Source organism: Pantoea sp. EABMAA-21 (assembly GCF_030053335.1).
GTDB classification, from domain to species: domain Bacteria; phylum Pseudomonadota; class Gammaproteobacteria; order Enterobacterales; family Enterobacteriaceae; genus Pantoea; species Pantoea communis.
The window spans coordinates 150,028-164,294 of the sequence record NZ_JASGBX010000013.1 but is presented as its reverse complement, the minus strand read 5'-3'; the positions used below and the strand labels follow the sequence as shown (position 1 = coordinate 164,294).

Genomic DNA, 14,267 nt, shown 5'->3' with positions numbered 1-14,267 from the left:
CCTGCGTGGATCTCCTGGCCCAACGTAAAAGCCTCAGCGCTGCGGATAGCCCTTGCAGCATCAGAGGTGCTACGGCCTTAAATATTGTGCCCCTTTCAACAGCATTTACTTGAGCTCATCAGCAGACTGGAAGATTTGAACCATCCCTGCTTGGATCTCCTGGCCCAATGTAAAAGCCTCAGCGCTGCGGATAGCCCTTGCAGCATCAGAGGTGCTACGGCCACTAACACTTGTGCGGTATTTTTCAACTCGCATTCAAGTTTGTGAGCCGATGTGAGTTCTTACTGGTTGAAGTTTATGAGTCGGCTGATGCTCTCATTAGCATCACAAATTCAATCTTATGGACAGAAATAAGCTTGGTGACAAACACACTGAAGCTTATGGGAATGAAAGTGCCTTTAACAAAACGCACGAAAGTTTATGAGCAGGCTGGGGGCGCAGGGGGGCAGGCAATCCGCAGCGCCGAGCTGAGTGAGTCTGCCAGGATAGCCCGCAGGACGCGGGGGAAAGGCGGGGCGGCACAGGGATGTGCCATCCCCGCCGTTCCGTGAGGCAGACGAACGAAGTGAGGGAACCGCGTCAGCGGCGCGAGGACGCTAGCCCCCCTGCGCCCCCAGCAAGCGTTAACTCGATTTTAAGCCAACCCGTATTTCAGCCTGCAATCCAAACCTCGGTTTAAAACTGCATTCAAACCCGCAGTCCAACCGCAACCGCCAACCCACACAATTTAACCGCGGCGCGCATCCGGGCGCACCAAATCAAACCGCAAATCCTCACTGATGCCGTAATACGCCGATGGGCCGCCGGCTCGCAGAATAGGCTGTGCCTTGGCGGTCTGATAAATGCCATCTTCCAGCAGCGCTTCATCAATATGAATTGCCACCACTTCACCCAACACCAGCCAACTCTCCAGTTCAGTGCCTTGCACATCCTGCAGGCGAATCAGCTGAGTCAGGCGGCACTCAAAATTCACCGGGCTCTCTGCCACCATACTGACGTTCACGTGCGAGGCAGCGATGGGTGTCAATCCCGCGAGTGCGAACTCATCTTGTTCAGGCGGCACAGAAGCCGAGCTTTCATTCATCGCTTCGGCGAGCGGGCGCGTGGCCAGATTCCAGACGAATTCTTTGCTTTCACTGATATTGCGCACACTGTCTTTCCAGCCGCTACTGGCAAAACCAATAATCGGCGGATGATAGTTAAAGCAGTTAAAGAAACTGTACGGGGCCAGGTTGCGCTGGCCACTGGCGCTCAGCGAACTCACCCAGCCAATCGGGCGAGGACCAACAATGGCGTTCAGCGGATCGTGTGGCAAACCATGCCCGCTCCTTGGCTGATAAGTATAACGTTGTCGCATTAGCGCTCCTGGCTCGTCTGTTAAACTTCGCACCGCAACGGTGTTATGGCATTCCTGTCGCTATCATCAGGAAACGCTAGCGGATGACCATAACGACAGCTTGCTGCAGCACGAATTATTTTGGACTCAATTTTGGGATATCAGGTTTAAATGCAATACAGATAATCGTGTAAGCGGATTGTGCGATGCCGCCATCCAGCGTATCTTACGCCCGCGCTACTATCCGGAGAATCTATGAACAAGCCAACCGCCACCTCGCCATTCCATCCCCGTAATCGCCATCAGGGCCGTTATGATTTTGCTGCTCTGACCGCGGCTCATCCGCCGCTGGCGGTGAAAGTCCGTCCAAATGGCTACGGCGAGTTGTCGGTGGATTTTGCCGATCCTGAAGCGGTAATGCTACTCAATCAGGCGCTGATTAAGCTGTTTTATAACCTGAACTGGCAACTACCGGAAGGCTACCTGACGCCACCCGTACCGGGCCGTGCTGACTATGTGCATGCGCTCGCAGATTTGCTGGCCAGTGACAACGGCGGCAAAGTGCCACGCGATGTCGATGTGATGGATATCGGCTGCGGGGCCAATCTTATTTATCCATTGATCGGGCATGCGGAGTACGGCTGGCGCTTTACCGGCACCGATATTACGGCGGAAGCCATCACGGCGGCAAACCAGATTGTCGCGAGCAATCCCGGCTTGCAGCGCGGCGTGCGTCTGCGTCGTCAGAAAGACGAGTCCGCCATTTTCGCCGGTGTGGTGCACAAAAATGAACGCTATCATGCCGTGCTCTGCAATCCGCCATTCCATGGTTCGGCGCAGGAAGCAGCGATGGTCGGTCAGCGTAAAACACGCAATCTGGGCTTAGGTAAAAATGCACCGCTCAACTTTGGCGGTCAACACAAGGAGCTGTGGTGCGAGGGCGGCGAGCGTCAGTTCGTGGGTAAGATGATCGATGAAAGCGTGGCCTATGCCGATCGTATTGTCTGGTTTACCTCACTGGTTTCGCGCAAAGAGAACCTGCCTGCGTTGCGCGATCAGTTGCGCGATCTCGAGGTTGAGGAAGTGCGCATCATCGAGATGGCACAGGGGCAGAAACAGAGCCGCTTTATCGCCTGGACATTCCTGCCGCCAGCCGCGCGCACTAAACGCTTCGCGCGCTGAACCCACCGTTTGCCCTTATCCGTCAGGATACAGGGGCGAGCTTAGCCCAAAATGCGGGAGCGAATCTGGCAGCCCAGTTCCGCTCCCTGGGCGAGTCTACGATGGATTGGGCGGCGGCAGTGCTGCCAGCGTGGCCGCGGAACCCACATCGTTGCCGGTCTGCATCACTTCCACCGTCTGATGCGGCGCTTTAATCCCTGCGGCATCAAAATGCTTCTTCACCTTGTCATCCAGCGCAAAACGCACTGTCCACTGCTTCAGCGGTTGGGTGGTGAACGACACACGCACGGTAAAGGACTGGTTGGTCAGGCCCACCAGTCCGGAAAAACTCGGTTCGCCAATCACCATGCCGCGAATATCCGGATTCTCCAGCAACTCCTTCACCGCTGCCTGCAAGGTCGTATTCACACGCTCGGTGTCTTCATTGCGGTCTACATCATAGTTGGCGACAAACGAGCCAATACCGCGCACAAAGTTGGCGAAAGTGGTAATCGAAGACCACGGAATGATGTGATATGCGCCGGTATCCTGACGCACGCCGACGGAGCGAATTGACATGCGCTCCACCGTGCCGGTGATCGGGCCAATGGTCACCAAATCGCCGGTATTCATGCCGTTCTCAAACTGAATAAAGATACCGGTGATAATATCCTTCACCAGTGTTTGCGAACCGAACGACACCGCCAGGCCGAGCGCCCCGGCACCCGCCAGCAGCGGCGCGATGTTAACACCCACTTCTGACAGCAGAATCATAATGGTGATGGTGCTGATCACCACCGCCAGCGCATTACGGAATAGCGTCAGTAAGGTGCGCGTACGTGCGCTGGGCATCGGCCTTCCGTGTGAATCCGAAGCCAGACGGCTTTCGATCAGGCTGGCCAGCAGCGTCCAGCCGATGGCGGAGAGCAGCAAAATCATCACGATACGAATCAGCACATCCACCATTTTCTGCCCGGCTCCCAGCGTGAGCCAGTGCCAGAGATCAAACAGATTCCAGGCGTTGAGCAGCAGCAATAGCGTGGCGAACACGGTGATCACACGCGCCAGTTTTAGCAGCGCTTTGACCCAATCATTGACGCGTTTTTGCAGTTCCGGATAGTTACGGCGCAGATCCGGCGACAGCGTCAGCGTTTTGCCAATCCAGCGCGTTAGCATGCCGGAAATCAGCGCGGCGATAACAATAATCGCCATGCTGCGCACCGTGGCCGACATCATAAACTTCAGACTGTCACCCGGATTGAAGATCGAGAACAGGAACAGCGCGATAAAGTAGGCACTCGCCAGCCAATGCCACACCATACCGAAGGCGCGGATAAACAAGGCAAAGAAGCTCATACTGCGATCGGCCAAACGCGACAACTCGTCGTGGATGTTGCGTCGATTGCGGAAAATCAGCCACAGCGCCCAGCCAGTCATGATGCACATGATCAACACATTCACCAACGCAGCGATTTGCATATTCACCTGATTGCCGACAATCGGCACTACCACGAGCAAACCATAACCGATGATGCCGCTGAGCCAGCTAAGACGTGTGTTCCAGTAAGCGGCACGCACATCGGAAAGATGAAAGAAGCGCAGGGTGGGGAAGCGTGGGCAGAATATCAATCGCAACACCGCTTTGAAAAACTCAATCAACGCGAAGGCATTGAGGAATAGCCCCTGCTGATAGGCAATGGTGCGGTTATTGTTGTGGTAGTTGTCACTGATAATCTGACCAACAAACAGCGTCAGCGCCAGAAGCACTAAGTCGAGAAGAAAGGCGACGATAATGGTGGCAGGAAGATGCAGCCACTTGGTGCGATCCAGATTATGATTGCGCCCCCATCGGCCCATGCGCTGCCACACGGGATACATCAACAGCCGCGTGAACCAGTAGAAAGCAAAAACGGCAGCGGCGAGCCCGGCGAAATACTTCAGGGCATTGAAGAAGGTTTGCTGATTAAACGATTTGTGCGGTGCGTTAACGATGTTGTCGTGCAAACGGACAAACTGCGAGGCAACGGCTCCTCCGTATTCGCGTGTGACGTTGGTGACGCTCTCCAGTACCGTGGGATCTTCCTGATCGGCCTGCGGCGGAGCCAATACCGGCTGTTCATTATTGGCTTTGCTGGTGGCGGCCTGACGAAGTTGATCGATCAGTTCCTGACGCGAATCGTTATTCTCCAGAATATTGGCCAGCGCGGCATAAGCGGCTTTTTTATCTTCCAGCGTAGGTTCACCTGCAGCGGTGGTGCTGGAAGCGGGCGTTGACGTTTGCTGAGCGGCGACGGCGGCCTGCGACAGATTGACCGCGTCTGCGGTGGGAACGAGGAACAGACAGAGCAGCATCCATATGGTCAGGCACCATGATGGGCGGGCAAACGACATGACCTTCTCCTTGAGCAACGCACAACGGCACAAGAGAAAAAGTATAGTCAGTGATGGAAGGTGAAGATTCTGAAAGGAAATTTCTTTACGGAAGAAGAGGCGGCTTTACAGCCGCCTCGTCATTTATGACACGTGCTGCAGGAACTCGCGCAGACGATCGCTCGGTGGGTTGGTGATCAACTCATCCGGGTTGCCATCTTCCGCGATGGTGCCTTTATCAATGAAGATCAGGCGCGAAGCCACTTTCTGAGCAAAGCCCACTTCGTGCGTTACGATGACCATCGTCATGCCTTCTTCGGCCAGATCCTGCATCACCTTGAGCACTTCATGGCGCAGTTCTGGATCGAGTGCAGAGGTTGGCTCATCAAACAGCATCATCTTCGGTTTCACCGCCAGCGCACGAGCGATGGCAACACGCTGCTGCTGACCACCGGACAGTTCAGCTGGGAAGTGGTGCGCACGCTCGGCAAGGCCGACTTTACCCAACAGTTCACGTGCCAGTTTCTGTGCATCGTCTTTCTTCGCACCGCGCACACGAATCGGGCCGAAAGCCACGTTATCCAGCGCACTCATCTGCGGGAAAAGATGGAACTGCTGGAATACCATGCCCGCTTCCTGGCGAATCAGGCGTTCGTCGACTTTAGGATCGTTAACTTTCATGCCATCAACGATCAGGTCTCCGGTGGTGATCTCTTCCAGCTTGTTGATGCAGCGCAGCAGGGTCGATTTACCTGAGCCAGATGGCCCGATAATCACCACCACTTCACCCTGATTGATCTTCAGATTGATGTCGTGCAGGACTTTGGTCTGGCCGAAGTTTTTAGAGACGTTTTTAAATTCAATCACAGGATTTTCACCTTCTTCTCAATACGGCGCAGTACAAAGCTCAACACCAGCGTAATAACCAAATAGATAATGGCAACGGCACTCCAGATCTCCAGCGCGCGGAAGTTTCCGGCGATGATTTCCTGGCCCTGACGGGTCAGTTCCGCCACGCCGATCACGATAAACAGCGAGGTATCTTTGATACTCACGATCCACTGGTTACCGAGCGGTGGCAGCATACGACGCAATGCCAACGGCATGATGACGTAACGCAGGGTTTCACGGCGGGAAAGACCCAGCGCCAGACCTGCTTCACGGAAGCCTTTGTTGATCGACAGCACGGCACCACGCGTGATTTCCGCGATATAGGCACCGGAGTTAATCATGATGGTGACCACGGCGGCGGTAAACGGATCGATACGCAGGTCCGGGAAGGCCATCGGCAAGGCGAAGTAAATAAACATCACCTGCACCACGATTGGCGTACCGCGGATCAGCTCGATAAACACCAGCGCGATATTATTGGCGATCCATCCGCCGTACGCGCGCGCGAAACCGGCGACTAAACCAATGATTAACCCGCCAATTAAGCCGAGTACGGAAATTATCAGGGTCATTTTGGCGCCTTCGATCAAAATCGGCAGGGCTGGCCAAATGACGCTCCAGTCAAACTCCATGGTGTAACTCCAAAATCTGTTGCAATGGAAATGTAAAAAGCAGGGAGACTAAGCTCCCTGCTGGAAAAATCGGCTTAGGCCGGAATTATTTTGGCTCGCTGCCGAACCATTTTTTATAAATTGTGTTGTAAGTGCCGTTGTCGCGCAGGGTTTTCAGCGCGCCATTAATCTGGTTACGCAGTTCATCGCTGCCTTTAGGCAGGGCGATACCATACTGCTGAGCTTCGATAGACTCGCCAACCGCTTTGAAGCGACCTTTACCGGCGGTGTGAATGAAGTACAGGATGTTTGGCGTATCGTGCAGCACGGCGTCAGCACGGTTGGTACCCAACTCCATGTAAGCGTTGTCGATGTTCGGGAACTGACGCAGATCTTTAGACTTGATGTGCGCTTTCGCGTAATCAACAGAACCGGTACCGCTCTTCACCGCAACCACTTTGCCGTTCAGATCGTCGATGCCTTTGATGTTGTTTTCGTTCTCACGCACCATCACCAACAGACCACTTTTGTAGTAGCCGTCAGAGAAGTCGATAGCCTTTTTGCGCTCGTCGGTAATGGTGATACCGGCCAGAGCCACGTCAACGTTTTTGGTTTGCAGTGCTGGGATAATGCCGCTGAAATCCATTGGCTTCAGGGTGTAGTCCAGCTTCAGTTCTTTGGCGATAGCGGCCCACAGGTCGATGTCGAAACCAACATATTCGTTACCCTGTTTGAATTCAAAAGGAACGAAAGCGGTGTCGGTCGCAACAACCAGTTTCTTATCTGCTGCAGTGGAAGAAAGCGAGAAGGCCAGCGCCAGCGCGGCCACGGAGACTTTAATCAAAGACTTCATCATTATTTTCCTTATTACCCTTCAGACCTGATGGCCTGATGTACGGCTATTCATATGAAAAAATTATGCCAACTTTTCATTTTGGTCGAAATCAGCAGGATGCAGGGCCTGGCTGAAGCGATTTTGCTATAGTCGAAAAGTCTGCACTAATATGGATCACCAAAATAGTGCGTCGTGCTGTTGTGGTGCAGGCACAGTGTGCACCAAGGGCTTAGCAAGGGAAAGGCAGGATTAAGATTTTGTTAACGACGTCAAAAAAAGCACCAAAATGTTACAGACATAAAAAAAGGCGGGATAACCCGCCTTCGCTGTAACGTGCATTATTCGATGTTGGATTCGATAAACCACAGGAATTTATCCAAATCACGCGATGCCGCCGTGAAAATATCAGCGGTATCTTCATCACTGACTTCACTGATGGCCTTACGCGTGTCGTTCGCGACAATCGCGTAACGATCGGCCAGCGCTTTCAGGTGATCCTGAACGGTATGGATGTTGAGCGGATAGCTTTTTAATGGCGTCTTGTCGTTGACGATCTGAGTGGTACCCAGCGCCACGCCGCCGAGCTGTACAACACGCTCTGCAATGGTGTCCTGATGATCGGTGATGGCAGTACGGAAGCCATCCAGCATTTCATGCACACCGATAAAGTTGGCGCCGCGCATATTCCAATGCGCCTGCTTAGTGATCAGTGACAGATCAATAAACTCCACTACCAGACGGTTGAGCACCTCGATGGTCGCTTTCTTATCGCTATCAGCAACATCATTACGGGTGTAAATGAGATCAGACGATTTAGTTTTAACCAGTTTTGCGGTACTCATCATTAATATCCTCTAATTGATGGTTGTCCTAATCAAGCACGGGAATAAGTATAGCAGTAGTTTTTGGCTGTGCCGGATTGTTTAAACCGATGACAGGAATAGATAAACCTTAATGTTGTGCGGGATTTGAGCGTTTTATTTATTTTTCATTTATATCAATGAATTATGTTATGTGTTAATTACTTATCAATGATGTTGCAAAATAATAACAAAAGTGAAGGCGGTGATGAGAAAAAAGAGAATGAGAATGCTTATATATTCAGCCTGAAGCCAACAGGCTGAATTTGGCATTATTTATTGCGGATTATTAATATCCACTTCGCTTATTTTGGCACTCTTCTGTTTCATGGTGAGGGTCGAACCCGCTGAAGCGGCAATAATGGCCAGCAGCGCAACCCACTGCTTCAGCGTCAGCAATTCTCCGAGGAACAACATCCCTGAAAGCGCTGCCATCGCGGGTTCCAGGCTCATCAGCGTGCCAAAAATGCGAGCGGGCAGGCGGGTCAGAGCCATCATTTCCAGTGAATAAGGAATCGCACTGGAGAGCAGGGCGATAATCAGCGCCAGGGGCAGAATTTCCCAGTGCCAGATGCCGGGTGCCGCAAAGGTTAATCCAAGCGGAACAAAGATCACCGAGGCAATCAACGATCCCATGGCAACGGTTGCTGGACCATGTTCCGCACCGGCGCGTTGCCCTGCCAGAATATAGACCGCCCAGCAGGCACCGGCCCCCACTGCTAACAGCGCACCCAGCGGATCGATATGGCTGATGCCATCACCAATCGGCAGCAGAAACCACAAACCGGTGACCGCCAGAAGCACCCAAAGGAAATCGAGCGGACGGCGCGCACCGGCCAATGCCAGGGTCAAAGGGCCGAGAAACTCCAGGCCAACGGCAACGCCCAGCGGCACGGTGCGAATGGATAAATAGAAGAGATAGTTCATACAACCCAGGGCCAGACCGTAGATTAAGAGCGGTTTGCGCTGTGCAGAGGTAAATCGTAAACGCCACGGCTTAAAGATGACGCACAAAATCAGGGTGCCCAATCCGAGGCGCAGTGCGGTGATGCCCGGCGCCCCCACGCTGGGGAACAGCGATTTTGCCAGGGAAGCACCGCCCTGAAGCGAGAGCATAGCAATCAGTAGCACGGCAATCGGGAACAAAACCGGGGCCATTCTGGTGTTCGTCAGAGGCGTAGACATCCTGTAATTCAATCCTGTAGTGATTAACAACACAGCAACAAAACGTCAGTGTAAAGGAATCTTCAGGAAATAAGGAGGAGTGTAAGAGGGAAAATAAATGCAGTGACCGCCTGGAAAATAACCGTTTTTCGGGCCATTTAAGTAAAGAAATGTCAGGTTAGTTTAGGAATATCCTTAAAGGCATTATTTGCAGCCCGAAATATTCTTGCAGAAAGATGACGCTTTTTATAAGTAAAATGAATGACATAGGAAACTTCATTAACTTTCTGTTACACCAAACAATCTGTTAGACAACAAATAGCGGGCAGAGTTTCTTACTAATTTTTGTTATATTTTCAGCGTTGTCAGGAGAGAAGTATATTCACATTTGAGGTGGTTTATGAAAAAAATTGCATGTCTTTCAGCACTGGCTTGTGTACTGGCAGTTTCAGCAGGTTCAGCCATGGCGCAGAGCACCGTTTCTGCTGGTTACGCGCAGAGCGATTATCAGGGCGTTGCTAACAAAGCAAACGGCTTCAACCTGAAATACCGTTACGAAGATGGTACTAACCCACTGGGTTGGATCGGTTCTTTCACCTACACCGAGAAAGACCGCACTGACGCTGGCGTTTACAACAAAGGCCAGTACTACGGCATCACCGGTGGTCCTGCTTACCGTCTGAACGACTGGGCAAGCATCTACGGCGTTGTGGGTATCGGTTACGGTAAATACCAGGCAACTGACGCTGCTGCACAGTACAAAACTGATTCAAGCGACGTTGGCTTCTCTTACGGCGCAGGCATGCAGTTCAACCCAATCCAGAACGTTGCAGTTGACGTGGGTTACGAGCAGAGCCGTATCCGTAGCGTAGACGTAGGCACCTGGATTGCTGGCGTAGGCTACAGCTTCTAAGTTTTTGCTTAGACCAGAGTTGCACAAGAAACGGCCCTTTACGGGCCGTTTTTTTATGCTTACTTTTGCGGGGCGGGAGGAAGCGTGGCGCGGATCTTCTTCACCTGATCGGCCGTTACCGGCGCCGCTTTGTTACCCCATCCATTGCGAATAAAGTTAGCGACATCAGCGACCTGCTGATCATCCAGGCGCCAGGCGAAATCTGGCATGGTGAAACCGGTCGGCGCCTGTTGCGTAATCGCACGCTGGCCGCCTTTCAGAATCACACTGATCACTGATGACGGGTCTTCACTCAACAAGGCCGGATTGTGTGCCAGCGCCGGGAAGGTACTAGCATAGCCTTTACCGTCCGTACGATGGCAGGCAGCGCAGTTATCCACGTACACCTGCGCACCTGGCTGGCTGACATCCCCTTTGAACAGCGCTTGCGACGTCGCATCGCTGACCTGTGGTGCAGCGGTGTTATCCGCAGCCGGTAAAGACTTCAGATAAACGGCAATCGCATTCAGATCTTCATCACTGAGATACTGGGTACTGTGCGCGATCACATCCGTCATCGAACCAAAGGCAGCGCCTTGCTTATTCGCGCCGGTTTTCAGGAAGGTGGCGATATCTTGCTCAGACCAACTGCCCAAACCCGCTGCCGGGCTGGCGGTCAGATCTGGCGCATGCCAGCCTTCCAGCGTGCCGCCGGTCAGATAGCCTTTGCTGTTCTGATCCATGGCTTTCTCCTGGAAGCCGATGCCACGAGGCGTATGGCATGAGCCACAGTGGCCAAGCCCCTGCACCAGATAAGCACCGCGTTGCCACTGTGCCGATTGACCGGCTACAGGAGCGTAAGTGCGGTCATCGGCAAAGGTCCAGCGCCAAAACGCCAGCGGCCAACGCATGCTGAGCGGCCAGGGGATATCACTTTTGCGATTTTCCTGACTCACCGGTTTCACACCCTGCATAAAGTAGTCATACAACGCGTGCATATCGCTGTCGCTGATTTTGGCATACGACGGGAACGGCATGGCGGGGTAGAGCGAGCTGCCATCTTTCGCCACACCGCCACGTACCGCTTTGACGAAGTCGTCGTAGCTGTAGTCGCCAATGCCGTGCGTTTTATCTGGCGTAATGTTGGTGGAGTATATGGCGCCAATCGGCGTGCTCATTTTGAGCCCACCGGCGAAAGGTTGCCCACCTGCTGCGGTATGGCATGCGGCACAATCGCCCGCTTTGGCCAGATACTCGCCTTGCTTAACCGAGGCATCGGTCGCGGCCGATGCGGCGTGGCTGATCAGTGCGCCGCCGAGAGCGAAAAAGAGTGCGGAAAATTTCACTATAACGCTCCTTATCAGGCCTGAACCAGCGGACCAGGGTTAGCCAGATAGCGGTTGCGAATCGCATCCGCCGCGAATAATGCGGTGGCACAGACAATCCCGGTTGGGTTGTACGCCAGGTTTTGCGGGAAGCAGCATGCGCCCGTAACGAATACGTTCGGTACATCCCAGCTTTGCAGGAACTTGTTCACCACGCTGGTGCGCGGATCGTCGCCCATCACTGCACCACCGGTAGTGTGCGTTGATTGGTAAGGGCGGACATCGTAATGGCTGTTGAGGGTTTTGAAGCCCACTTCATAGTGCTTAGGATTCATCACCTTGACGATCTCCTCGGCCTTACCTTTGATGAAGTTGGTCATCTTCAGTTCATTCTGCTGCCAGTCAAAGGTCATACGCAGCAACGGTTGGCCGTAGATATCACGGTACGTAGGATCAAGGTCGAGATAGCACTGCTTATACGGCATCACTGAACCTGACGAGCCGACGTTCATGTTGTGCAGATAATTATCTTTGATGGCCTGTTTCCAGCCGGAACCCCAACGCGGCGCATCTTTAGGGATGCCCATCTGCTGGATGGGACGTCCACCGGAGAAGGCCGCAGATATCGTGGCGCCGCCAACGAAGCCGACTTTGCTGTGATCGAAGTTTTCCGCATTGAAATCATCGATAACGGTGGAGGTGGCACCCGTGGCGGCAAATGGATTGAACCAATTGTCGTTGTCATAGAACAGCTTGATACCGCCGGTCATCTGGTAGGCATAGTTTCTGCCCACCACGCCGTCACCGGTTTGTGGATCGTATGGCTTACCGATTTTTGACAACAGCAGTAAGCGCACATTGTGCAACTGGAAGGCACTGAGGATCACCAGGTCAGCCGGTTGCTCGACTTCATTACCTTGCGCATCGATATAGGTGACGCCAGTGGCTTTTTTACCGCTGCTGTCGGTATTGACACGAATCACGTGCGCCTGCGTGCGCAACTCAAAGTTACTAAACGGCTTCAGAGCAGGGATAACACAGCTTTGCGGGGAGCCTTTGGAGTAGTTGAAACAGCCGAAGCGTTCGCAATAACCGCAGTAGTTACACACGCCAAGTTGCACGTTGTAAGGGTTGGTCCAGGGTTCGGTGGTGTTGGCTGCAGGGCACTCAAAGGGGTGATAGCCCAGTTGCTTTGCGGCTTTAGAGAATAATTCGCCGGCATACAGCGTTTTTAACGGCTTGGTGGGATAGCCATTTTTACGCGGAGATTCGAACGGGTTACCGCCTTCGACGGTTTCACCGTTGAGGTTACCGACCTGACCGGCCGCGCCGCAAATTTTCTCAAACTTATCGAAGTAGGGCTCCATCTCGGCATAAGAGAAGGGGTAATCCTGCACCGTCATGTCTTTAGGAATGAAGTCAGCACCGTATTTTTCGATGACTGTGCTGCGCATTTTTAAGTCCGCTTCCAGCGGACGCCACAGCTGACCGTTCCAGTGGGTACCGGCACCGCCCACACCATCACCGGGCAGGAAGGAACCGAATCGGCGATAGGGCAGCGCGGTTTCCTGCGTAGTGTGACGAACCGTCACGGTCTCTTTCGAGGCATTTTGGAACAGTTTTAAACGAATGCCGTAAGTCAGTTCATCGGCAATACGCGGATAGGAGAAGTCGGGGTAGGTATCGCGATTTTCGCCGCGCTCCAGTGCCACAATATTCAAACCAGAACTGGCCAGTTCCATCGCCATGAGCGAACCGGTCCAGCCGAACCCGACGATGACCACATCGACGGGCGCTTTTTTTACTGCCGCCATTACACGCTCCTTTTACTGGAAATGCTGACTGGGCCAAGAGGGTAGGGTTTATTAGGCTGCTGTACGGTATCGACGAAATCCGCACGTGCACCGGGGAAACCGATCATTTTCCACGAGGCCAGCGTTTGGTTGCCGCCGTGAATCGGATCGGCGAGATAACCCTCTTTGGTGTTCTCCAGCAGTTGCTCGAAAAACAGCTTGCCGTGAATGGCATCGTTATGCAGTTTGTCGGCTTCCAGCGCACGCAAAACCTCTTCCTGTTGCGCCGTTTCCAGTTGATAAAAATCTTTTTGGTACTGCTGCTGACAGTGCTGGTCAGCTAAGGCGATGCCTAACCGATAGGTATCGCGTGGCACCAGATGGGATTGGTAACCCATTTCCGGAATCGAATCGGCGAACGGGCCTTGCATGTACCACAAGCGACCATAGCCGTAGGGCAATTCCATCTGCTTATCGATAAACACCTGTACACCTTCACTGACGGCGCCAGGACCGTTGGCATCGGCAGGGATCAGGCGATCCAGCGCGGCGAGCAGAAATTTCCACTCTTTATCGTTGAAGTAAGCGGGAACATAGTCGGATAACACGCCTTGCGGCTTGTCGGCAGCGGGGGAGGAGAGTGACACCACACCGGAACTGGCTGCGGCGGCGAGGGGAATGAGCGAGAGCGATTTTTGTAAAAATCGTCTCCTGCCCGATGGTTGCTCTTCAGGCTTTTTAAGTGACATTGCTAATCTTCCTTACGAAAAACCCACCCTGGGTTGATTTTGTTATAAATATGTAATTTTTTGTTATGAGGAGATTAATCAGACGTCACAACAGGTTGCAAGCTAAAAGTTAGCAGCCTAATCGTTTAAGCGTTATTGAAGGTAAAGTTATGTCAGTGCCTGAAGCGATTCAGCCACAGTGAGCGCAGGGATCGGAAATTCGTTCAATAACAATAGAAAGAGTAGGACTAAAAAGGTAACAAAATGTGAGATCGTGCAAAGGATCCGTTGAGGAAACGGA

Annotated in this window: 12 protein-coding genes; 2 read left to right on the top strand and 10 right to left on the bottom strand. The window is 53.0% G+C overall.

The annotated features are described in order from the left end of the window. Window positions 1–727: 727 nt before the first annotated feature. The gene (locus QMZ65_RS18780) at window positions 728–1,357 is read right to left on the bottom strand and encodes a flavin reductase family protein (RefSeq protein ID WP_034820918.1); all 630 of its coding nucleotides are present in this window, start codon (window positions 1,355–1,357) and stop codon (window positions 728–730) included. 234 nt (window positions 1,358–1,591) lie between these two features. Here QMZ65_RS18780 and rlmF point away from each other — a divergent pair, with 234 nt between their 5' ends. Continuing rightward, window positions 1,592–2,518 carry a 23S rRNA (adenine(1618)-N(6))-methyltransferase RlmF gene (gene rlmF, locus QMZ65_RS18775; protein WP_160869720.1) on the top strand — a complete coding sequence of 309 codons (927 nt, stop codon included), beginning with the start codon at window positions 1,592–1,594 and terminating at the stop codon, window positions 2,516–2,518. Between the two features lie 96 nt (window positions 2,519–2,614). Here the strand turns inward: rlmF and ybiO are convergent, their stop codons facing one another. From ybiO to rhtA, 6 genes are all read right to left on the bottom strand, one after another. Next, complete coding sequence (ybiO, locus tag QMZ65_RS18770; protein ID WP_283216498.1) at window positions 2,615–4,849, bottom strand: mechanosensitive channel protein; 2,235 nt, start codon at window positions 4,847–4,849, stop codon at window positions 2,615–2,617. 162 nt (window positions 4,850–5,011) lie between these two features. Continuing rightward, complete coding sequence (glnQ, locus tag QMZ65_RS18765) at window positions 5,012–5,734, bottom strand: glutamine ABC transporter ATP-binding protein GlnQ (protein ID WP_038647952.1); 723 nt, start codon at window positions 5,732–5,734, stop codon at window positions 5,012–5,014. Further along, window positions 5,731–6,390, bottom strand: coding sequence for a glutamine ABC transporter permease GlnP (gene glnP, locus QMZ65_RS18760; RefSeq protein WP_038647949.1), 660 nt, complete (start codon window positions 6,388–6,390; stop codon window positions 5,731–5,733). Before glnP ends, glnQ begins: the two co-directional genes overlap by 4 nt. An 85-nt stretch (window positions 6,391–6,475) precedes the next feature. Beyond that, entirely contained in the window at window positions 6,476–7,222 is a 747-nt protein-coding gene (gene glnH / locus QMZ65_RS18755) for a glutamine ABC transporter substrate-binding protein GlnH (protein ID WP_038647947.1), read from the bottom strand. 320 nt (window positions 7,223–7,542) lie between these two features. Further along, on the bottom strand, window positions 7,543–8,046 hold the full coding sequence (gene dps, locus QMZ65_RS18750; RefSeq protein WP_038647945.1) for a DNA starvation/stationary phase protection protein Dps: 504 nt from the start codon (window positions 8,044–8,046) through the stop codon (window positions 7,543–7,545). Between the two features lie 294 nt (window positions 8,047–8,340). Further along, a complete protein-coding gene (rhtA, locus tag QMZ65_RS18745) occupies window positions 8,341–9,222 on the bottom strand; it encodes a threonine/homoserine exporter RhtA (RefSeq protein ID WP_502921536.1) in 882 nt (293 codons plus the stop codon). A 406-nt stretch (window positions 9,223–9,628) separates the two neighbouring features. Here rhtA and ompX point away from each other — a divergent pair, with 406 nt between their 5' ends. Further along, window positions 9,629–10,141: an outer membrane protein OmpX gene (gene ompX / locus QMZ65_RS18740; protein ID WP_045834179.1), complete on the top strand. Its 513-nt coding sequence runs from the start codon at window positions 9,629–9,631 to the stop codon at window positions 10,139–10,141. A 59-nt stretch (window positions 10,142–10,200) separates the two neighbouring features. Here ompX and QMZ65_RS18735 read toward each other — a convergent pair whose 3' ends face one another. From QMZ65_RS18735 to QMZ65_RS18725, 3 genes are read right to left on the bottom strand one after another with little or no spacing between them, the layout of a single operon-like run. After that, window positions 10,201–11,469, bottom strand: a complete 1,269-nt coding sequence (locus QMZ65_RS18735) for a c-type cytochrome (protein WP_441339655.1) — start codon at window positions 11,467–11,469, stop codon at window positions 10,201–10,203. Window positions 11,470–11,480: 11 nt separating this feature from the next. Next, window positions 11,481–13,259 (bottom strand): GMC family oxidoreductase, encoded by a 1,779-nt coding sequence (locus QMZ65_RS18730; protein WP_283216493.1) that lies wholly within the window; start codon window positions 13,257–13,259, stop codon window positions 11,481–11,483. Then, the gene (locus QMZ65_RS18725) at window positions 13,259–13,987 is read right to left on the bottom strand and encodes a gluconate 2-dehydrogenase subunit 3 family protein (RefSeq protein WP_058961952.1); all 729 of its coding nucleotides are present in this window, start codon (window positions 13,985–13,987) and stop codon (window positions 13,259–13,261) included. The genes QMZ65_RS18730 and QMZ65_RS18725 overlap by 1 nt, the downstream gene beginning before the upstream one ends. Between the last annotated feature and the right edge of the window lie 280 nt (window positions 13,988–14,267).

Excerpts from the sequence above, each read along its gene's own strand:
- rhtA (WP_502921536.1), bottom strand. The coding sequence starts at position 9,222 with ATGGCCCCGGTTTTGTTCCCGATTGCCGTGCTACTGATTGCTATGCTC.
- QMZ65_RS18780 (WP_034820918.1), bottom strand. The coding sequence starts at position 1,357 with ATGCGACAACGTTATACTTATCAGCCAAGGAGCGGGCATGGTTTGCCA.
- ybiO (WP_283216498.1), bottom strand. The coding sequence starts at position 4,849 with ATGCTGCTCTGTCTGTTCCTCGTTCCCACCGCAGACGCGGTCAATCTG.
- glnH (WP_038647947.1), bottom strand. The coding sequence starts at position 7,222 with ATGAAGTCTTTGATTAAAGTCTCCGTGGCCGCGCTGGCGCTGGCCTTC.
- QMZ65_RS18730 (WP_283216493.1), bottom strand. The coding sequence starts at position 13,259 with ATGGCGGCAGTAAAAAAAGCGCCCGTCGATGTGGTCATCGTCGGGTTC.
- QMZ65_RS18725 (WP_058961952.1), bottom strand. The coding sequence starts at position 13,987 with ATGTCACTTAAAAAGCCTGAAGAGCAACCATCGGGCAGGAGACGATTT.
- dps (WP_038647945.1), bottom strand. The coding sequence starts at position 8,046 with ATGAGTACCGCAAAACTGGTTAAAACTAAATCGTCTGATCTCATTTAC.
- glnP (WP_038647949.1), bottom strand. The coding sequence starts at position 6,390 with ATGGAGTTTGACTGGAGCGTCATTTGGCCAGCCCTGCCGATTTTGATC.
- ompX (WP_045834179.1), top strand. The coding sequence starts at position 9,629 with ATGAAAAAAATTGCATGTCTTTCAGCACTGGCTTGTGTACTGGCAGTT.
- rlmF (WP_160869720.1), top strand. The coding sequence starts at position 1,592 with ATGAACAAGCCAACCGCCACCTCGCCATTCCATCCCCGTAATCGCCAT.